Origin of the sequence: Candidatus Tachikawaea gelatinosa (genome assembly GCF_000828815.1) — a bacterium.
In the GTDB taxonomy this organism is placed as follows: Bacteria; Pseudomonadota; Gammaproteobacteria; order Enterobacterales; family Enterobacteriaceae; genus Tachikawaea; species Tachikawaea gelatinosa.
Window position 1 is genome coordinate 687,799 of the sequence record NZ_AP014521.1, and the last position, 20,641, is coordinate 708,439.

Genomic DNA, 20,641 nt, shown 5'->3' on the forward strand with positions numbered 1-20,641 from the left:
GTTCATCATCTTAGTTCGACTAATGATAAATAAAATAATAAATCATTGAAACACGGAGGAGGAGAGATTCGAACTCTCGGATAGTTTCCCATCGGCGGTTTTCAAGACCGCTGCCTTAAGCCTCTCGGCCACTCCTCCAAAATTAATTATTTTGATTATATCTTTTATAAAAAAAAAGGTAAAGTTTTACTATTATATTTTTTTTATTTATATGCAAATTGATCATTTATAAGAAATATAGTTAGTTAAAGATTTTCAACTAACTTTATAGCGCATCCTAAATAGTTCATTGGTGTTAAATTTTTTAATTTTTTTTTCGATTCTTCTGGAATTTTTAAAGTTTCAACAAAGTTTTTTATTTCTTTTTTATTTATATGTTTTCCGTATGTGAGTGTTTTAAGTTTTTCATAAGAATTTTTAATACCATAACGACGCATTAATGTTTGTATAGGTTCTGCTAATATTGCCCAATTTTCGTTGAGTTCTTTTAATAATTGCGTTGTATTTATTTCTAGTTTTTGAATACCTTTTTTAAAAGATTTATACGCTATAATAGAATAGCTAATACACACACCAAGATTTCTTAAAACAGTGGAATCAGTTAAATCACGTTGCAAACGTGATTTTAATAGTTTATTAGATAAAAAAATCATTATTGCATTTGATAAACCAAGATTTCCTTCAGAATTTTCAAAAAAAATAGGATTAATCTTATGAGGCATAGTAGAAGAACCTATTTCATATAACTGAGTTTTTTGATGAAAATAATTGCGTGAAATATAACTCCATAAATCTCTAGTAAAATCTATCAAAATATTATTAAAACGAACTAAACAATCTAAAAATTCTGCAATATAATCATGCGGTTCAATTTGCGTTGTATATGGATTCCAAGTAATTCCTAAATCAGTAACAAATTCTTTACTTAAATTTATCCAATTAATTTCAGGATATGCAAAAAAATGTGCATTATAATTCCCAACAGCACCGTTAATTTTACCTTTAATTGGTATTTTTTCGAAAATATTTAATTGATTTTGCATACGATATACAAAATTGGCTATTTCTTTTCCCATTGTTGTAGAGGTAGCTGGTTGCCCATGCGTACGTGATAATAGTGGGATTTTTTTGTATTTATATGCTAAATTTTTAGCTAAATTAATTAAATCTTTACAACAAGGTATAATTATTTCTGTTCTAGCTTTTTTTAACATCAGCGCATATGCAAGATTGTTAATATCTTCAGAAGTACAAGAAAAATGCAGAAATTCTGCAATAGATTTTAGTTGTTTATTTTGAATAATTTTTTCTTTTAAAAAATATTCAACTGCTTTTATATCATGATTAGTTTTTTTTTCTATTTCTTTTATATATAAAGCATCAGATTCATTAAAATTTAGAATTAAATTTTCTAAAAATATGTTTGAATCTTTATCAAAAGATGGTAGTTCTTGAATTTTTTTTGTTGAAGCAAGCTTTTTTAACCATTTTATTTCAATTTCTATACGAAATTTAAAAAATCCATATTCGCTAAATATATCTTTTAAATCAATTACTTGCTGATTATATCGACCATCAATTGGTGAAATAGCTTTTATACTAAATAGTTGCATTAATATTTTTCCAAAAAAATAAAATTTATTATATTTTTATTTTATGCTAAAGTTTTTTTTAATTTTTTACTAATGGTAATCGAAGATCAATTATACCGCCACCGAGACAAATCTCTTTTAAATAAAAAACTGCTGATTGTCCTGGGGTAACCATACTAATAGGTTGATTAAAAGTAACTAAAATTTTTTTATTTTCTAAAAATTCAACTTTACAATCATAATCGTTTTTACAATATCTTATTTGTACTGTACAACACATTAAATTTTTTATTAAATTATTATCAATCCAATGTACTTTTTTAACGATTAAACCTGTCGACATTAATAATGGATTATTAGAACCTTGAGCTACTATTAGTATATTTTTTTTTACATTTTTTTCTACAACATACCACGGATGTAAATTATTATTCTGTTTTATTCCTCCAATGCCTAATCCTTGACGTTGTCCTATTGTATAAAACATAATGCCATTATGTTTTCCGATGACTTTTTGATCAATAGTTTTAATTAACCCCGGTTTTTCAGAAAAATAATGACTTAAAAATTTTTTAAATTTACGTTTTCCTATAAAACAAATACCTGTTGAGCCTTTTTTTTTTGCTACTGTTAGTTGTAATTTTTTTGCTATATTACGTACATCATTTTTATATAAATCTCCTAATGGAAACAAACTTTTTTTTATTTGTTTTTGATTCAATAAATAAAGAAAATAACTTTGATCTTTTTTGCGATCCATACCTCTTAATAAATGTTCTTTTCCATTGAAAAATTTTTTTCGTACATAATGTCCAGTCGCAATATAATCAGCATTTAAATCTTTAATAGAATAATTAAGAAAAGTTTTAAATTTAATTTCTTTATTGCACAGTACATCAGGATTTGGAGTTTTTCCATTTTTATATTCTTTTAAAAAATTTTTAAAAACATTCTCCCAATATTCTGCAGAAAAATTAATTATTTTTATTTTAATACCAATTGTTTTACAAACTGATTTAGCATCTTCAAAATCAATGAAAGAAGAACAATTTTCCTCGTGATTATCATCTTCTTCCCAGTTTTTCATAAATAATCCTTCTACATGATATCCCTGTTTTTTTAACAAGTATGCAGTAACAGATGAATCTACACCACCTGACATAGCAACGATTACTTTTTTTTTGTTCATTCAAGATAGTTTTTTTTAAATTTTAATTTGATAAAAATTTTTTTTAAATATTTAATAAATTACTATTTTTAATAGCATGAATAATGTATGTTTTTATATAAAAAATTCATTTAAAACTAAAAAATCTATTATATAATAGTTTGTATTTCTAAATTGCTCATAATATAACAACAACATGGTAAAATTTCTCCTTTTTTTAAAAAAGCTAAAGGTTTTTTATAATATATAATTTTACCTTTTAATAATCGCATTCTACAAGACCCACAATAGCCTTGACGACATTGAAATTCAATTTCTATATTATTTTTTTCTAAAATATTTAATAAATTTAAATATATATGAATTTTTTTTAGTTTTATTCTAGATGTATTTAAAACTATATTAAAATCGGACATTTTATAATTTAAAACTTTTAAAATCATCTTTTTTAATTGAAGAATCTATTTGTCCTACTAAATAAGAACTCACTTCTACTTCTTGAGGAGCCATTTGCACGTTATCTGAAACTAACCATGTGTTAATCCAAGGAATTGGATTAGATCTTGTTTTAAACGGTAATTTTAAACCTATTGCATTCATACGAATGTTTGTGACATATTCAATATATTCAGAAAGAATATCATTATTTAGTCCTATCATTGATCCATCATAAAATAAATATTTTGCCCATTCTTTTTCTTGCATCGCTACATCTTTAAAAAGATCAAAGCATTCTTGTTCCGATTCTTTTGATATTTTTTTCATTTCTAAATCGTCTTCACCATTTCTCATTAAATTTAAAATGTGTTGTGTGCTAGTTAAGTGTAATGCTTCATCACGTGCTATTAGACGAATAATTTTTGCGTTACCTTCCATCAACCCTCTTTCTGCAAAAGCAAAAGAACAAGCAAAGCTTACATAAAAACGGATAGCTTCTAAAGCATTTACGCTAATTAAACAAAGATATAACTGTTTTTTTAAGGCATACAGATCAACATTAATTATTTTATCATTAATTTTATGTTTGCCTTGTCCTAAAAGATTCCAATAGCTTATCATTTGAATAAGCTTGTCATAATATGAAGCAATATTTTTTGCACGTTCAACAATATGTTGGTTATCTACGATATCTTCAAATACTATTGATGGATCTCTGACAATATTTCGAATAATATGCGTATAAGAACGAGAATGAATCGTTTCAGAAAAAGACCAAGTTTCTATCCATGTTTCTAATTCTGGAAGTGAAACGATAGGTAAAAAAGCTACATTTGGACTACGTCCTTGAATAGAGTCTAATAATGTTTGATATTTTAAATTACTAATAAATATATGTTTTTCATGATCAGGCAAATTTTTATAATCTATTCTATCGTGAGAAACATCTATTTCTTCTGGACGCCAAAAAAATGATAGTTGTTTTTCAATAAGATTTTCAAAAACATGATATTTTTGTTGATCAAAACGTGCAATATTTACAGGTTGCCCAAAAAACATTGGTTCTATTAATTGATTATTTTTTTTTTGTGAAAAAGTAGTATATAACATATTATAATCCATAAATTAAAATAAATTAGCACTTAAAAAAAAACATAAATTTAAATTTTGCAAGCTCCATCTCTACAACCTTCTTCTTGAAAAAAAAGTACCATTTCTTCTTGCATATCTTTTGCACCATCTCTAGTATTCTGATAGTACAAAGTTTTTATCCCTAATTTATAAGCTGTTAATAAATCTTGCATAAGTTTTTTCATCGGAATTTTTCCATTAGCAAATTTTGATGGATCGTAATTAGTGTTTGATGAAATTGATTGATCAATAAATTTTTGCATTATGCCTACTAACTGAAAATATCCTTTATTTGAAGGAATATCCCATAGTAGCTCATATTTATTTTTTAATAGCTCATATTCTGGCACTATTTGACGAAGAATCCCATCTTTTGACGCTTTAATACTAATATATCCTCTAGGAGGTTCAATTCCATTAGTAGCATTAGAAATTTGTGATGATGTTTCTGATGGCATTAAAGCAGATAATGTTGAGTTTCTTAAACCATGTATTTTTATTTTTTTTGATAAGTCTTCCCAATCGTAATGTAATGGTTCATTACAAATTTCATCTAACGATTTTTTATAAGTATGCACAGGCAGAATACCTTTTGCATAATTAGTTTCATTAAAATATGGACATGAACCAAGCTCTTTAGCTAATTCATTTGATGCTTTTAATAAATAGTATTGCATTGCTTCAAAAGTTTTATGTATTAAATTATTAGCACTTCCATCTGAATAACGTACATTATTTTTTGCTAGATAGTAAGCAAAGTTGATTACTCCTATACCCAATGATCGACGCCCCATTGCACTTATTTTTGCAGCAGGAATTAAGTAATCCTGATAATCTAATAAGGCATCAAGTGCACGTACAGAAAGATTTGCTAGTTCTTCAAATTCATTTAAATCTTTAATAGTACCTAAATTAAAAGCAGAAAGAGTACATAACGCTATTTCTCCAGAAGAATCATTAATATGTTTTAATGGTTTTGTAGGTAAAGCTATTTCCATACAGAGATTAGATTGTCTAATAGGAGCAATTTTTGCATTAAAAGGACTATGTGTATTACAGTGATCTACATTTTGTATATAGATTCTACCAGTAGAAGATCTTTCTTGCATAATTAAAGAAAAAAGATCAGTAGATTTAATGTATTTTTTGCGAATATCTTTATTTTTTTCATATTTTATATATAATTTTTCAAATTTTTTTTGATTTGAAAAAAAATATTCGTATAAATTTGGAACATCAGACGGACTGAATAAAGCAATTTTTTTATCTGTTAAAAATCTTTGATACATAAATTTATTAATTTGTATTCCATAATCCATATGACGAACTCTATTATCTTCTATGCCACGATTGTTTTTTAAAACTAATAAATTTTCCACTTCTAAATGCCATATTGGATAAAAAATTGTAGCCGCTCCTCCTCTTACCCCTCCTTGAGAACAAGATTTTACAGCAGATTGAAAATGTTTATAAAATGGAATACATCCTGTATGTGAAGCTTCACCGCCTCTTATAGGACTACCTACAGCACGAATTCTTCCTGCGTTAATGCCAATTCCAGCGCGTTGAGAAATATACTTTACTATAGCGCTAGATGTAGCATTAATAGAATCCAAACTATCATCACATTCAATTAATACACATGAACTAAATTGACGTGTAGGTGTACGAACACCTGACATAATAGGAGTAGGCAGTGATATTTTAAAAGTAGAAGTTGCGTCATAAAAACGTCTAATGTAATCCATTCGTTTATTAGAAGAATATTTAGAAAATAGACATGCTGCAATTAAAATGTATAAAAATTGTGTACTTTCATAGATTGTTCCTGTTACTCTATTTTGTACTAAATATTTACCTTCTAATTGTTTTACCGCAGCATATGAGAAATTCATATCACGCCAATGATCAATAAACTTATCCATTTCATTGAACTCTTTTTCAGTATAATCACTTAATAGGTGTGTGTCATATTTTCCTAAGTGCACCATTCGTACAACTTGATCATAGAGTTTAGGAGGATCAAATTGACCATAAGCTTTCTTTCTAAGATGAAAAATTGTTAATCGTGCAGCCAAATATTGATAATCAGGAGTTTCGCAAGAAATGAGATCAGCAGCAGATTTAATAATAGTTTCATGAATATCAGAAGTTTTAATTCCATTATAAAATTGAATATGTGAACGCAGTTCAACTTGCGAAATAGAAATGTTATTAAGTCCATTAGCAGCCCAATTTAATACTTTATGAATTTTATCTAAATTTATTAATTCTTTTCGACCATCTCTTTTAGTAACGAATAAACTATGATTCATCTCAGATTTAACCTGTTTTTTATTTTCTTAAGATTAAAATATTCCTTTATCTATTTATGTATAATGTATTTATAGTAAAGATTTTTGAGATAAATAATCTATATACGAATCAATGAAGAAATATTTTTATATTTTAAAAATAGTTTTTTTGGATAAAATTATTTAATATTTATTTAAAATAATATGAAATTTAAAAAATATTACATAGTGATTTGTAGAAAAACATTTTTTGTTAAAATGTACATATTATAATTTATATAATATAAATATTATTTAATAATTTTTATTTTTTTATTATATTTTTATGTGATTTTATTAAAAGACTTATAATATTGTTATAAATAAATTTATTATTCTATAGTTACTTATATATTTTATAAAAAACTTAGAAATAATTTATAAAATATTATAGTCTTTTAATATTTGAATTACATTATAGATTTTAAATATATTTTTATAAAATCAATAATTTTTGTTTTAATTAAACGATATTCTTTACATCGTTACTTTTCAATGAAATGTTATATAAACTATTATTATCTTAAATAAATCATTTAAAAACAATTGCGATGAACGTTCGCCAAAAATTATACAATATGGTATTGTATTAAAAATTACATGATTTTGATAACATTTGTTAACCTATATAATATTTTATGACTACATTTGAACAAAAAATAAAACTAATTAGTATTGAAGACGAACTTAAAAACTCTTATCTTGATTATGCTATGTCAGTAATTATAGGACGTGCTTTACCTGATGTAAGAGATGGTCTAAAGCCGGTACATCGTCGAATTCTTTATGCTATGCGTGAATTAGGTAATGATTGGAATAAATCTTATAAAAAATCAGCACGTATTGTAGGAGATGTTATAGGTAAATACCATCCCCATGGCGATTCTGCGGTATATGAATCTATTGTAAGAATGGCACAATCGTTTTCTTTAAGATATCCGTTAATAGATGGTCAAGGAAATTTTGGATCAGTAGATGGTGATCCACCAGCGGCAATGCGTTATACTGAAATTCGTATGAAAAAAATTGCTTCTGAATTTTTATGCGATCTTGAAAAAGATACTGTAAACTTTATAGAAAATTATGATAATACTGAACAATTACCAGAAGTTTTACCAACTAAAATACCTAGTCTTCTAGTCAATGGTTCTTCTGGTATAGCAGTAGGTATGGCAACTAACATTCCTCCTCATAATTTAAAAGAAGTTATTAACGGTTGTCTTGCATACATCAAAAATAAAAATATTAGCATAGAAGAATTGATGAATTTTATATCAGGTCCAGATTTTCCTACAGCAGGAATAATTAACGGAAATCAAGGTATAAAAGATGCTTATAGAACTGGTCGAGGCAAAATATATATTCGAGCACGTAGCAGATTAGAAATCAATCATAAAACAGCTCGTAATACTATTATTGTGTATGAGTTACCTTATCAAGTAAACAAAGCTCGTTTAATAGAAAAAATTGCTGAATTAGTGAAGGAAAAACGTTTAGAAGGTGTTCATTCTCTTAGAGATGAATCCGATAAAGACGGAATGCGAATGATCATTGAATTAAAACGTGATTCTATAGGAGAAATAGTTTTAAATAATCTTTACTCTATGACACAGTTACAAACCTCTTTTGGTATTAATATGGTTGCTTTGCATCAAGGTAAACCTAAAACTATGAACTTAAAAGAAATAATTATAGCTTTTATTGATCATAGAAAAGAAATTGTATTAAGGAGAACTATTTTTGAACTAAATAGATCACGTGATCGTGTACACATTCTTGAAGGATTATTAATAGCTATATTAAATGTTGATAAAATTATTTCAATTATTCGTTTATCTATAGGAACAAAAGAAGCGAAAGAAACTTTAATAAATTATTCATGGTCTTTTAAAAATTTAGGTGAAAACATAAACGCTTTTGGTGAAAATAAATTGTTGTTTGATATTTTTAAAAATAATTTTAGTTCAGCTAACAAAAATGAATATTATTATTTAAGTGAAAAACAAGCGCAATCTATTTTGGAATTGAAACTACAAAAATTAACAGGATTAGAACATCAAAAAATTTTTAAAGAATATAATACGATCGTTGAAAATATATATGCTTTAGAAAAAATTTTAGATAATAAAAATATTTTAATGGAAGTTATTTATCAAGAGTTAAAAGATATAAAAAATAGATTTGGAGATAAACGTCTTACTGAAATTCATAATGCTACATTAAATTTAAATATAGAAGATTTAATTCTTCAAAAAGATGTTATTGTAACTTTATCACATAAAGGATATGTCAAATATCAACCATTAAATGATTATGCAGCACAACATCGAGGAGGAAAAGGAAAATCAGCTGCAAAAACAAAAGAAGAAGATTTTATTGATCGTTTATTAGTTACTAAAACACATGATACTATTCTTTGTTTTAGTAATAGAGGAAGATTGTATTCAATGAAAGTTCATCAATTACCAGAAGCAAATAGATACTCTAGAGGTCGACCTATTGTTAATCTTTTACCATTAGAAAAAAATGAACGTATAACAGCAATTTTACCAATAAATGAATATAAAGAAGAAATTAATATATTTATGGCGTCTGCTAAAGGTACTGTTAAAAAAACAGCTATTTCGGAATTAATTCGCTCTCGTAATGCAGGTATTATTGCAGTAAATTTACGTGAAGATGATGAATTAATTGGTGTCGCTTTTACAAAAGGTACAAATACTATTTTACTTTTTTCTTCTACAGGAAAAGTAGTTTGTTTTAATGAATCATCTGTTAGAACTATGAAAAGAACAGCATCAGGAGTAAGAGGAATAAAATTAGCAAAAGATGATTATGTAGTATCTTTAATTGTATCTAATGAAAAAATACCAGGTACAATTTTAACAGTAACAAAAAAAGGGTATGGAAAACGTACTGAAATAAACAAGTATCCTATTAAATCAAGGGGAACACGAGGCGTAATATCAATTAAAGTTACTCAAAGAAGTGGACCAGTCATAAGTGCTATACAAGTTTTTGAAAATGATCAAATTATGATTATCACTGATACTGGTAAATTAGTAAGAATAAGAGTATCTGAAGTTAGTACTCTTGGGCGAAATACACAGGGAGTCATACTTATCAGAACGTTAAAAGAAGAAAGTGTAGTAGGTCTACAACGTGTTGTTGTTGAGTCAGAAATTTTTTAAAATATTGATATTTAACAAAATTATTTGATAACACGAGATACATAACTTTTAGATCGTGTATCAATTTTCACTGTTTCTCCAATTTCTATAAAAGATGGAACTTTTATACTGGCACCAGTAGAAAGAATTGCATTTTTAGTAGTCGCAGTAGAAGTTTCGCCTTTTATGCTAGGATCTGTTTTGATAATTTTTAATTCAAGAAAATTAGGAGGAGTAATAGAAATTGGAACATTATTCCATAATGTAATTATATATTCTACTTGATTTTTTAACCATTGATAATTATCTCCTATTATTTTTTGTTCGACTGATAATTGGTCGAAATTATTATTGTTCATGAAATAATAAAGTTCGCCTTCTTGATAAAGATATATAAGAGTGCAGTCAAAAATATCAGCAGTATTTATTAGTTCAGTTGATCTAAATGTTTTTTCAATAAGTTTTCCGTTAATTAATTGACGAATTTTCACTTTATTGAAAGCTTGTCCTTTTCCTGGTTTAGTAAAATCATTTGATTCAATAACATATGGTTTGTTTTCAAATAAAATTTTAGCACCAATGCGTAAATTATTAATTAAATATGAAGGCATAGAGTTTTTAAAATTAATTATAAAGTATATTTTATTATATTTTTGGTAGTTAGACATAAACCCCCTACAGTTTGGTTAGTGTAGGGGATTTATAAAAACTTAAATAAAATCAATAAGATAGATAAGATAAAGAAACAACGAAATTACATCATTCCACCCATACCGTTACCCATTCCGCCGCCCATTCCACTAGCAGAACTTAAATCTGGAGTATCTCCTTTAGGTAAATCAGTAACCATGCATTCAGTTGTAATCATTAATCCTGCTACAGATGCAGCATATTGTAATGCTGAGCGAGTAACTTTTGTTGGATCCAATATGCCAAAATCCATCATATCTCCATATTGTTCAGTAGCAGCATTATATCCATAGTTATCTTTACCACTTTTTACATTATTTGCTACCACTGATGGTTCTTCACCTGCATTAGAAACAATTTGACGCAAAGGAGCTTCCATTGCACGCAATGCAACTTTTATTCCAATATTTTGATCTTCATTTTGACCTGTAAGATTAGAAATAGTTTCTGCAACTCTTACTAATGCTACACCACCGCCAGCAACAACACCTTCTTCAACAGCTGCTCTTGTAGCGTGAAGTGCATCTTCAACACGTGCTTTCTTTTCTTTCATTTCTACTTCAGTAGCTGCTCCAACTTTTAATACTGCAACACCACCTGCTAGTTTTGCAACACGTTCTTGAAGTTTTTCTTTATCATAATCAGAAGTTGCTTCTTCAATTTGTTGGCGAATTTGATTGACACGTCCATGAATTGCAGATTCATCTCCTGATCCATCAATTATAGTAGTAGTATCTTTATTAATTATTATACGTTTAGCTTGTCCTAAAACTTCGAGAGACGTTTTCTCTAATTCCATACCAATCTCTTCAGAGACAACAGTTCCTCCGGTTAAAACAGCAATATCTTGTAGCATCGCTTTTCGGCGATCACCAAATCCTGGTGCTTTTACCGCTGCAACTTTAACTATTCCACGCATTGTATTTACAACTAAAGTTGCTAATGCTTCTCCTTCTACATCTTCTGCAATAGTTAAAAGCGGCTTTCCAGACTTTGCAACAGCTTCAAGCAGAGAAAGCATTTCTCTAATGTTAGATATTTTTTTATCTGCTAATAATATATATGGATTTTCTAATTCTACTATACCTGTTTCTTGTTTATTAATAAAATAAGGAGATAAATATCCTCTATCAAATTGCATTCCTTCTACAACATCTAATTCATCTTGTAGACCTGTACCTTCTTCAACTGTTATAACGCCTTCTTTTCCAACTTTTTCCATAGCTTGTGCTATTAAAGCACCAACGCTTTCATCAGAGTTAGCAGAAATTGTACCAACTTGAGTAATAGCTTTTGAATCATCACATTGCACTGATAATATTCTTAATTCTTCTACTGCAGCTATAACTGCTTTATCTATTCCTCTTTTTAAATCCATTGGATTCATTCCAGCAGCTACAGCTTTTAATCCTTCTTTTACTATTGCTTGAGCTAAAACAGTAGCAGTTGTTGTACCATCTCCAGCTGTATCATTAGCTTTTGATGCAACTTCTTTTACCATTTGTGCGCCCATATTTTCAAACTTATCTTCAAGTTCAATTTCTCTAGCAACGGAAACACCATCCTTAGTAATAGCTGGAGCACCAAATGATTTATCTAAAATAACATTTCTACCTTTAGGTCCTAAAGTAACTTTCACTGCATCTGCTAGTATATTTACTCCACGTAACATCTTTGCACGTGCGTCGTTTCCAAATTTCACATCTTTAGCTGCCATATCAAATATCCTTTCAATTTATTTATTCAATATAATAAAATTATGATTCAACAATCGCTAGAATATCACTTTCTGAGATGATCAGCACTTCTTCGTTATCGATCTTTTCAGTTTTAGCATTATAACCTTCATTAAAAATCACAACATCGCCGACTTTTACATCTAGCTTTTTTACTTCTCCATTTTCTAAAATACGGCCGTTTCCTATAGCCAAAACTTCACCGCAAGTAGATTTTCCAGCCGCAGAACCTGTTAGAAAAATACCTCCTGCAGATTTAGCTTCTACTTCTTTACGCTTAATAATTACACGATCGTGCAATGGACGAATCTTCATTTATCAACTCTCCTTTTGAGTTTTTAGAAAGTTAATTACTATTTAATAAATTATCTTTATTCCATAAACAATGAGATAAGGACAAGATAAATAATTTTCAAGAGGTAAAATTAAAAAATATTTTTTTTATAATATTTATTTGTTTTGTTTATTGTTTTTTTCTTTTGCTTTTGAGTATTCTAATATTGCATTTTTTTTAGAATAATTATAATCAATAATAGGTTTAGGATATTTTAATTGATATTTTTTGCTTTTAGTCCAATTATAAGGAGTATAGATGTATTTATTTGGAACATCTCTAAGTTCTGGAAGCCATTTTTTAATAAACTTTCCTTTAATATCATAAAGTCTTCCTTGAAGAGATGGATTAAATATTCTGAAATAAGGTGTTATATGAATACCAGTAGAAGCACACCATTGCCACCCTGAATTATTTGCTGAAAAATTTCCATCCAATAATTTTGACATAAAATATTCTTCACCTATTTTCCAATTTACTAAAAGATTTTTTGTTAAGAAACTTGCACTAATCATTCTTAATCTATTATGAATCCATCCAGTAGTATTTAATTGTCTCATAGTAGCATCAATTAACGGATACCCTGTTTCTCCAGATTTCCATGCTTCTATTTGATAAATATTATTTTTCCATTTAATATCTTCTGTCCATTTAATAAATGGTTGATTCATTGATAATAAAGGATATCCATAAATAATATGTTGATAAAATTCTCTCCAAATTATTTGGTCAAACCAATATAACGAAAAATGTTTTTTTTCTAAAAAGTTAGGATAAAGGTTGTTTAATATGCAAAAACATTGTTGAGGAGATAATACACCAATTGTTAAATAAGGAGATAAGTTACTTGTACTATCGGTATTATGAAAAATTTTACGTGTATTATTATAGTTTTTTGATAAATTTTTTAAGAAAAAAGTTAAATGGTTTAATGCTGATTGCTCACCAGCTTTAAAAAATTTACTTTGATAAAAATTAGGAACACAAGTATTTTTAGTAAATTTTTTAAAAGTAAATTTTTTAGGATATTTTAAAAGTTTATAAGTATTTTTTGCTAATTTTTTTAAAAATTTTTTTTTAAATGGAATATATCGTCGATATAAATTCTTTTTTTTATTTAAAATAGTACCTGGTTTAAATATTAAAGTATTATCAAATTTTTTGCAATCAACTCCATGACTTTTTAAAATATTTTCTAATTTAAAATCTCTGTTTTTTTCATCAAATTCATATTGACGATTATAAAAAATTTCTTTAATATTTTCATTTTTACAAAAATATATTAAAAAATTTATGCAATCTTCAAAGTCTGTACATTCGTGATATATGAGATGAATATCAATTTCCCATAGCTTTTCTTCTAAATAAGATAAGTTTTCGTATATAAAATTAATTTGCTTAGCAGAAATATGATATTTTTTCCATTGTTGGATAGGTGCTAAGAATATCGCTAATATTTTAGAGTCTATATTATTTTTACATGCAGCATGTACTGCTTGATTATCAGAAATTCGTAAATCATTTCTAAACCAGATAAGACGTTTCATTTAAATTTTTGGGATATAAGTTTACAAATTGAACTTAAAGGTTTAAGTTCAATTTGTAAAATAAAAATTAGAAAATCTTTATTGACATTAATTGATGAATATTTTTAATAATCTGCATTTTAATTCTATGACCAATTTCGTGTAATACCCCTATTTCAGGACTATAATCAACTAAATTAGTTTCTTTTATTTCATCTCTTGCTACTGATTCAATACTTCCTATTCCATCAATTAATCCTATTTTTTTTGCTTGTTCTCCGTTCCAAATCAATCCAGAAAATAAATCTGAATCATTTTTCAAACGTTTTCCTCTTCCTTTTTTTACAGCATATATAAATTGCTGATGCGTGTTGTCTAATACTTTTTTCCAAAAAATCTCAGAATTTTTATTTAAAGGTAAAAATGGGTCAAGAAAATCTTTATTTTTACCAGCAGTAATAGAACGACGCTCAACACCTATCTTCTCCATAAAGCTAGAAAAACCAAAACTTGAACTAATTACTCCAATTGATCCAATTAAACTTGCATTATCTGCATAAATTTTATCGGTAATAGATGCAATATAGTATGCACCAGACAATCCCATTTCATCAATTACAGAATATATTTTTTTTTCTGGATGTAATTTTTTTTCAAATTGAATTGCACTATAAATTCTCCCAGATTGAACCGGGCTTCCTCCAGGACTATTAATTCTTAATATTATAGCTTTGACATATGGATTATCAAATGCATTTTTAATACATGGAACAATATGATCTGTATCAGATAAAGTACCTGATGAAATTTCATCTTGTATATTAATATATGCTACGTGAGGAGATGGTTTGTTCTGAAAATTTAAGTGTTTTCGAACAGAAGAAAATTTAAAAATAAAAAAAGAAGCTATAGCAATAAAAAAAGAAATACGGAGTATTTTTAATATAATTTTCAGTTTACGTTCTTTCATTTGTTCACGATGTAAAGAAAATAAAATTTTTTGTACTAATTCTCTTTCCCAAAAAATGTTTTTTTTTTCTATCATTATTACTCCTTTCAAAAATATCTTTAAATATTGTTACGTAATAAGCAGTGTTTAAAAATTTTTCAGAGGTGTTTTTTTGTTTTTTATTACAGGAGCATACTTATCTAATAACATTAAAGTAACACCATTTGTCCATCCAAATCCATCTTGTAAAAGATATTCTCCACCTTTTGCCATTCCTTCACCTTCTGCTATATATTTTTCAAATAATTTATGTTTTTTTTGATATATTGTTTCTACATTCTTTAAAAAATTTAATCCAATTAATTTTGATAAACGAACATTATTATACTGTTCAAAGCCTTTCACTGCTACCCATTGTAAAGGTGCCCAGACGTTAGGATAGTCCCATTGTTGACCACTATATACAGTAGTTGTTACTAATCCTCCTTTTTTAAGAAGTTTTTTCTCTACAATTTTTCCTACCTTAATTGCTTGATTATTATTTGCAGCCTTTACATATAAAGGAAAAACAGTTGCTGCGCTTAAAAATGTATTTAATTTGTTTTTTTTCCAATTATAATCACTATAATATCCTGCTTTTTCGTTCCATAAATAACGATTTATTGCTTTTAATCTCTTGTTAGCTAAATCTGAATACATTTTTGCTATATGTAAATTATTAGATTTTTTGTTTGCTTTCTCTAACGTTTTTTCTAAATGATATAGTAATGAATTTAAATCTACAGGAATTAAAGAAAGAACGTTAATAGTAGATAAATCTTTTTTGTCATTTAACCAACGTGAACTAAAATCCCAACCAGAAGCTGCCCCAGCTCGTAAATTTTGATAAATTTCTAGTTTATTTTTTTTTTTTGATTGTAAAGCTGTATTTAAATCTGATAAATAAGATTCAGGACGAGGAGTAGTATATATATCAAAATAACGATTTAGTATACTACCATCTTTCATTTTTACTACTGTATCTTTTGCTTGACCTATAGATAATTTATTGCTTCCTTTCATCCAATAACGATATTCTTGTTCAAGTTGCGGTTTATATTTTAAATAAGCAATATCTCCAAAACGTTTTACTAATAAATCAATCATTGACGAAAAAAAAGGAGGTTGAGATCGACTTGTATAATAAGTTCTGTTACCGTTTGGTATATGGCCCCATAAATCGATTAAGTGAGCAAAATTATCTATCATTTCTAAGACTAAATCCCAGTTATTACTTTTTGATAGACCTAACATGGTAAAGTAACTGTCCCAGTAATACATTTCATCAAATCTACCACCAGGTACAACATATCTACACGGTAAATCAATTAAAGAATCATATTCATTTATTAACTCTGCTCTTCTAACTAAGGCTGCCCAAAGATCATTAATATGATGTTTTAATGTTGCTTTGGCATTTGCTACCCAACTTTTTTTTTTAACGGGCACGATAAAATTTTTTTTAACAAATTTTTTAAGATCAAAATCTGGCTTATTTTTATCTTCTTCAAATTTTTTTAAAATATCTGATGGAGACTTAATAGGTACACAATCAGCAAAAGTTTTTTGATCTGAAAATATTTTAGCATTTTGTACAGCAACGAATAATTTACCAAAAATTATATCTGGAGATTGTAATTTTTGAAATACCCTATGTTTTTTTTTTGAAAAAATTTTTTGTATAGGGTGTATCGAGATTTTTTGTACAATTTTTTCAATACGATTTATAACTTTTTTTTTGTATTCTAAAACAGATTTTCTTTGTATTTCTGTAACTTTATTGCTAATTGCAAACGATGCATTGCTCATTGCAAGCAATGAGATAAATAAAATATATTTATTTATTTTAGAAGAAATTATCTTCATATACATATCCTTTTCTCTATAAACGATATTTGCAACAAGTAATTTTTTTTATGTTCAAATTATAATAATAAAACACCATTTTTAATTGATTATATTGTTACGAATTTTAAAATGATACTACAATTTTTAATTACAAGCTTTTACAATTAATGTAATACCTTCTATTTTTATAACTTTTATTAGCGTTCCTTTTAAGAGGTTTGTTTCTGATTTAATTCGCCAACTGCTATCGCCAAAAGACATTCGACCTGTTTTGTTAACTAATGTTTCAGATAAAATGCCTTGTAATCCAATTAATTGATGTTCTTTTTGATTCAAACTATTGTCATTTTTTTTACAAAAAATAAAATTAAACCATTGCAACGATCCTAAAGAAATAACAATTAATAAGGTTGAAAATATTAAAGCTTGGTGTAACCAAAAATTAATATTAAAAAAGTATGATAAAAAACCAGTAAATAATAAGGATAGTCCTATTAAGAAAAAATATCCTATTCCTATAAAAATTTCTATTATTAAAAAAAAACTTCCTATTAAAAGTAAGTTATCCCAGAAAAAAAATTGCGTTATTGCTAGTTTGTTCATACCTTTCCGTTATTCATAACATTATTCTTAATAAGTTCGCTAATTCCTCCAATTGCGCCAATTAAATTAGTAGAATCCAATGGCATCATAATAACTTTACTATTTTTTGATGATCCTATCGTCTTTAATGCCGCAGTGTATTTTTGTGCAATAAAATAATTAATTGCTTGTATATCTTTATTAGAGGAAATAACCTTAGAAAGAATTTGTGTTGATTTCGCTTCTGCTTCTGCACCTCGTTCACGCGCTTCTGCATTTAAAAAAGAAGATTGACGTTCACCTTCTGCTTTTAAAATTTGTGATTGCTTTTCACCTTCTGCTTTTAGGATAGCAGCTTGTCTTATACCTTCTGCTTCTAAAATTTCTGCACGTTTTGTACGTTCAGCTTTCATTTGAGCATTCATTGAAGCAACTAATTCAGCAGGAGGACGAATATCACGAATTTCTATTCGTGTAATTTTAATACCCCATGGACTTGTTGCTTCATCTAAAATTTTTAATAACTTAATATTAATATCATCACGTCGGGAAAGCATTTCATCTAATTCCATAGAACCTAATACAGTTCGCATATTTGTCATCGTTAAATTAGTAATTGCTAATTCTAAATTACTAACTTCATAAGCTGCACTAGAAGGTTTCATGACTTGAATAAAACAAATAGCATCAATTGTAACATTTGCATTATCTTTAGATATAATTTCTTGAGAAGGAATATCTAACAGTTGCTCCATCATACTGATCCTTCTCCCAATTCTATCTATTAAAGGAACAATTAAGTTTAAACCTGGTTTTAAAGTAGAGGTATATCGACCAAACCTTTCTACAGTCCATTGAAAACCTTGAGGAACAATTTTTATACTTGATCCAACTAATATTAAAGAAAGTAATATTATTGTAAAAATTAATGACAACACTTTGCTATATCTCCTTTATAAAAACAGTTCACTATTAAATTAGCATTTTTTGTTAAAAAATATAAATACAATTATTATATTTTTTATTTTAGAAATATATATCATAATTTCATGTTAATGAAAAATAGATAAAATACTCTCATAAATAATTGCTATAATTCATTTTTTTAAAAAATTTTTAATACTTTAATTGTATAAAATTGAATTAATATAAGCACTATATAAATTTTTATCATAGTTTTCTAGCATTTTTTTTTTTATAATTAATAGTGTTGTTTAGTTATTAAATATTGTTTATAAAAAACGTTTACTCTTTAAATGTATTATCAAATAAAAAAAGACATTTTTTATGGATCAAGTTTATTAATAATAATAGTCATACATTCATTACGTTTAACAAATATATTACGTGATATATAGAAAAACATATAAATTTTTTTAAACAATTTTAATATATATGAATTATTTTTATATATAAAAAAACAAAAGTTAAATAAAACATGAAAGATAAAAAAACTAAAAAAAGTGCTGTCATTGTATTTAGTGGAGGACAAGACTCAACTACATGTCTGATAAATGCATTGAAAAACTATGATGTTATTCATTGTATAACATTTCACTATAATCAAAAGCACTCTCAAGAAGTAAAAATAGCTATAAAAATATCAAAAAAACTTAATATTTTTTTTCATAAAATCATTAATTTAAGTGTATTAGATACACTTACTGAAAGTTGTTTGATCAATAATAATCTTAAAATACCTTGTCATAGTTCAACTAATAAAAAAAAACCACCAAAAACATTCGTTCCTGGAAGGAATATTCTTTTTTTAACATTGGCATCAATTTATGCATACAAAAATAAAATAAATACAGTTATAAGTGGGGTTTGCGAGACAGATTTTTCCGGTTATCCAGATTGTAGGAACAAATTTATAAAAACATTAAATACAGCAATAATATTAGGTTTAGATAAAAAAATATTATTTAAAACTCCATTAATGTTTTTAAAAAAATCAGAAATATGGGCATTATCTGATACTTTAGGAAAGTTAGATTTTATAAAAAATAAAACATTAAGTTGTTATAATGGAATTAAAAGTTTTGGTTGTGGAAATTGCTCAGCTTGTTATTTAAGAAATCAAGGACTTTTAGACTATCAAAATAATAAAGAAAAAGTAATTAATAATCTATTAGAGAAGAAAAAAAAATATAAAATAGATTAAAAATTTGTTTTAGTTTATTTACAAAAATTTTATAACTACTAATAATATGAACAAAAATTTTATTATAAATTTAAAAAGAAAAATGTTGAAAAATAATATTTATAAAAATCAATATTCTCCAGAGCTGCTTCAAAAAATTTCTAGAAAAAAAAATCGTATACTTTTGAAAAGTAATAATAGCTTTTCTTATGGAGAAGACATTTGGAACTTATATGAAATATCTTGGTTACAAAAAAATGGTTTTCCTCAAATTGCTATAGGTGAGATTATTGTTCCATTTGATACTGAATATTTTATAGAATCTAAAAGTTTAAAACTTTATTTAAATAGTTTAAATCAAACTTTTTTTGATAATGAAAGTGATGTTTCCAAAGTAATTCAAAGTGACTTAACACACTGTATATTACATGATATAAAAGTAACATTATTTCCTATATCATATTTTAGTTCAAAAAAGATTAATTTTTTTGAAGGAGAATGTTTGGATGATTATAATATCAATATTAAAAATTTTGAATATAATACTAACGATCTCTTAAATGCAACAGAACCAGTTAAAATTAAAAATAAGACATTATTTACAAATTTGTTTAAAGCAAACTGTCCAATAACAAATCAACCTGATTGGGGATCTGTACAAATAATATATTCAGGTAATCGTATAAAAAAAAAAAATATAATTAAATATTTATTTTCTTTTAGAAAACATAGAGAATATCATGAACAATGTGCAGAGATAATTTTTGATGATATTAAACATTTTTGTAAGCCAAATGAACTTTTTATATATCTTCGTTTTGTTCGAAGGGGGGGTATTGATATTAATATATGGAGAGGTACTCGATCTTTTGCTCCAATCAATTCAAGATTAGCTAGACAATAAAAATATATTTTTAGTGGATATAAAAATATAATATATACTGTTAGTACTTTTAATAAAT

The 20,641-nt window shown here is 26.4% G+C and carries 15 protein-coding genes, 1 tRNA gene and 1 pseudogene; 3 read left to right on the top strand and 14 right to left on the bottom strand.

Annotated elements, in window-relative coordinates; all coding sequences use genetic code 11:
• Nucleotides 1-53: 53 nt before the first annotated feature.
• The 6 genes from TGUWTKB_RS03220 to nrdA form a co-directional block, all read right to left on the bottom strand.
• Nucleotides 54-138 (bottom strand) — tRNA-Ser (locus TGUWTKB_RS03220).
• 107 nt (nt 139-245) lie between these two features.
• Complete coding sequence (purB, locus tag TGUWTKB_RS03225) at nt 246-1,613, bottom strand: adenylosuccinate lyase (protein WP_041063454.1); 1,368 nt, start codon at nt 1,611-1,613, stop codon at nt 246-248.
• A 58-nt stretch (nt 1,614-1,671) separates the two neighbouring features.
• Entirely contained in the window at nt 1,672-2,781 is a 1,110-nt protein-coding gene (gene mnmA, locus TGUWTKB_RS03230) for a tRNA 2-thiouridine(34) synthase MnmA (RefSeq protein WP_041063455.1), read from the bottom strand.
• Nucleotides 2,782-2,909: 128 nt separating this feature from the next.
• Nucleotides 2,910-3,176: a class I ribonucleotide reductase maintenance protein YfaE gene (yfaE, locus tag TGUWTKB_RS03235; protein ID WP_041063685.1), complete on the bottom strand. Its 267-nt coding sequence runs from the start codon at nt 3,174-3,176 to the stop codon at nt 2,910-2,912.
• Nucleotide 3,177: 1 nt separating this feature from the next.
• A complete protein-coding gene (gene nrdB / locus TGUWTKB_RS03240; protein ID WP_041063456.1) occupies nt 3,178-4,308 on the bottom strand; it encodes a class Ia ribonucleoside-diphosphate reductase subunit beta in 1,131 nt (376 codons plus the stop codon).
• A gap of 50 nt (nt 4,309-4,358) precedes the next feature.
• Entirely contained in the window at nt 4,359-6,644 is a 2,286-nt protein-coding gene (nrdA, locus tag TGUWTKB_RS03245; RefSeq protein WP_041063458.1) for a class 1a ribonucleoside-diphosphate reductase subunit alpha, read from the bottom strand.
• Between the two features lie 656 nt (nt 6,645-7,300).
• Between nrdA and gyrA the strand changes: the two are divergent.
• Nucleotides 7,301-9,844 (top strand): annotated as a pseudogene (gene gyrA / locus TGUWTKB_RS03250) (DNA topoisomerase (ATP-hydrolyzing) subunit A); the annotation flags it as partial.
• Nucleotides 9,845-9,873: 29 nt separating this feature from the next.
• On the opposite strand, the gene efp reads toward gyrA, so the two are convergent.
• The 8 genes from efp to TGUWTKB_RS03290 form a co-directional block, all read right to left on the bottom strand.
• The gene (gene efp, locus TGUWTKB_RS03255) at nt 9,874-10,443 is read right to left on the bottom strand and encodes an elongation factor P (protein WP_041063688.1); all 570 of its coding nucleotides are present in this window, start codon (nt 10,441-10,443) and stop codon (nt 9,874-9,876) included.
• 143 nt (nt 10,444-10,586) lie between these two features.
• Complete coding sequence (gene groL / locus TGUWTKB_RS03260; RefSeq protein ID WP_041063461.1) at nt 10,587-12,239, bottom strand: chaperonin GroEL; 1,653 nt, start codon at nt 12,237-12,239, stop codon at nt 10,587-10,589.
• A gap of 40 nt (nt 12,240-12,279) precedes the next feature.
• Entirely contained in the window at nt 12,280-12,573 is a 294-nt protein-coding gene (locus TGUWTKB_RS03265) for a co-chaperone GroES (RefSeq protein ID WP_041063463.1), read from the bottom strand.
• A 135-nt stretch (nt 12,574-12,708) separates the two neighbouring features.
• The gene (phrB, locus tag TGUWTKB_RS03270) at nt 12,709-14,139 is read right to left on the bottom strand and encodes a deoxyribodipyrimidine photo-lyase (protein ID WP_041063466.1); all 1,431 of its coding nucleotides are present in this window, start codon (nt 14,137-14,139) and stop codon (nt 12,709-12,711) included.
• A gap of 67 nt (nt 14,140-14,206) precedes the next feature.
• A complete protein-coding gene (locus TGUWTKB_RS03275; RefSeq protein ID WP_041063468.1) occupies nt 14,207-15,163 on the bottom strand; it encodes a S49 family peptidase in 957 nt (318 codons plus the stop codon).
• 51 nt (nt 15,164-15,214) lie between these two features.
• Nucleotides 15,215-16,972, bottom strand: a complete 1,758-nt coding sequence (gene treA / locus TGUWTKB_RS03280; RefSeq protein ID WP_052459582.1) for an alpha,alpha-trehalase TreA — start codon at nt 16,970-16,972, stop codon at nt 15,215-15,217.
• Nucleotides 16,973-17,098: 126 nt separating this feature from the next.
• Nucleotides 17,099-17,557, bottom strand: coding sequence for an NfeD family protein (locus tag TGUWTKB_RS03285; protein WP_052459583.1), 459 nt, complete (start codon nt 17,555-17,557; stop codon nt 17,099-17,101).
• Entirely contained in the window at nt 17,554-18,474 is a 921-nt protein-coding gene (locus TGUWTKB_RS03290) for an SPFH domain-containing protein (protein WP_041063470.1), read from the bottom strand. The genes TGUWTKB_RS03285 and TGUWTKB_RS03290 overlap by 4 nt, the downstream gene beginning before the upstream one ends.
• A 500-nt stretch (nt 18,475-18,974) precedes the next feature.
• On the opposite strand from TGUWTKB_RS03290, the gene queC reads away from it, so the two are divergent.
• Nucleotides 18,975-19,700: a 7-cyano-7-deazaguanine synthase QueC gene (gene queC / locus TGUWTKB_RS03295; RefSeq protein WP_041063472.1), complete on the top strand. Its 726-nt coding sequence runs from the start codon at nt 18,975-18,977 to the stop codon at nt 19,698-19,700.
• Nucleotides 19,701-19,746: 46 nt separating this feature from the next.
• Nucleotides 19,747-20,583, top strand: a complete 837-nt coding sequence (gene queF / locus TGUWTKB_RS03300; RefSeq protein ID WP_041063474.1) for an NADPH-dependent 7-cyano-7-deazaguanine reductase QueF — start codon at nt 19,747-19,749, stop codon at nt 20,581-20,583.
• Nucleotides 20,584-20,641 lie beyond the last annotated feature (58 nt).

Coding starts and splice junctions, on each gene's coding strand:
- purB (WP_041063454.1), bottom strand. CDS start 1,613: ATGCAACTATTTAGTATAAAAGCTATTTCACCAATTGATGGTCGATAT.
- mnmA (WP_041063455.1), bottom strand. CDS start 2,781: ATGAACAAAAAAAAAGTAATCGTTGCTATGTCAGGTGGTGTAGATTCA.
- yfaE (WP_041063685.1), bottom strand. CDS start 3,176: ATGTCCGATTTTAATATAGTTTTAAATACATCTAGAATAAAACTAAAA.
- nrdB (WP_041063456.1), bottom strand. CDS start 4,308: ATGTTATATACTACTTTTTCACAAAAAAAAAATAATCAATTAATAGAA.
- nrdA (WP_041063458.1), bottom strand. CDS start 6,644: ATGAATCATAGTTTATTCGTTACTAAAAGAGATGGTCGAAAAGAATTA.
- efp (WP_041063688.1), bottom strand. CDS start 10,443: ATGCCTTCATATTTAATTAATAATTTACGCATTGGTGCTAAAATTTTA.
- groL (WP_041063461.1), bottom strand. CDS start 12,239: ATGGCAGCTAAAGATGTGAAATTTGGAAACGACGCACGTGCAAAGATG.
- TGUWTKB_RS03265 (WP_041063463.1), bottom strand. CDS start 12,573: ATGAAGATTCGTCCATTGCACGATCGTGTAATTATTAAGCGTAAAGAA.
- phrB (WP_041063466.1), bottom strand. CDS start 14,139: ATGAAACGTCTTATCTGGTTTAGAAATGATTTACGAATTTCTGATAAT.
- TGUWTKB_RS03275 (WP_041063468.1), bottom strand. CDS start 15,163: ATGATAGAAAAAAAAAACATTTTTTGGGAAAGAGAATTAGTACAAAAA.
- treA (WP_052459582.1), bottom strand. CDS start 16,972: ATGAAGATAATTTCTTCTAAAATAAATAAATATATTTTATTTATCTCA.
- TGUWTKB_RS03285 (WP_052459583.1), bottom strand. CDS start 17,557: ATGAACAAACTAGCAATAACGCAATTTTTTTTCTGGGATAACTTACTT.
- queC (WP_041063472.1), top strand. CDS start 18,975: ATGAAAGATAAAAAAACTAAAAAAAGTGCTGTCATTGTATTTAGTGGA.
- queF (WP_041063474.1), top strand. CDS start 19,747: ATGAACAAAAATTTTATTATAAATTTAAAAAGAAAAATGTTGAAAAAT.